General features: G+C 50.0%; 1 rRNA gene. It reads right to left on the bottom strand.

Annotated elements, in window-relative coordinates:
- A 23S ribosomal RNA gene (locus H6A32_RS17085) occupies nt 1-230 on the bottom strand; the annotation flags it as partial.

Genomic DNA, 230 nt, shown 5'->3' with positions numbered 1-230 from the left:
ATTGCCTTTTACGGCAACTTCAACCTGGACATGGATAGATCACCCGGTTTCGGGTCTACTCTGACAGACTATGACCGCCCTCTTAAGACTTGGTTTCCCTTCGGCTCCGGACCTAAAGTCCTTAACCTCGCCTGCCAGCGTAACTCGCCGGACCGTTCTACAAAAAGTACGCGGTTGAACATTTCTCGTTCTTCCACAGCTTGTAAACACAGGGTTTCAGGTTCTCTTTC

Source organism: Drancourtella massiliensis (genome assembly GCF_016900655.1).
In the GTDB taxonomy this organism is placed as follows: Bacteria; Bacillota; Clostridia; order Lachnospirales; family Lachnospiraceae; genus Sellimonas; species Sellimonas catena.
This window is presented reverse-complemented; position numbering and strand designations above follow the sequence as displayed.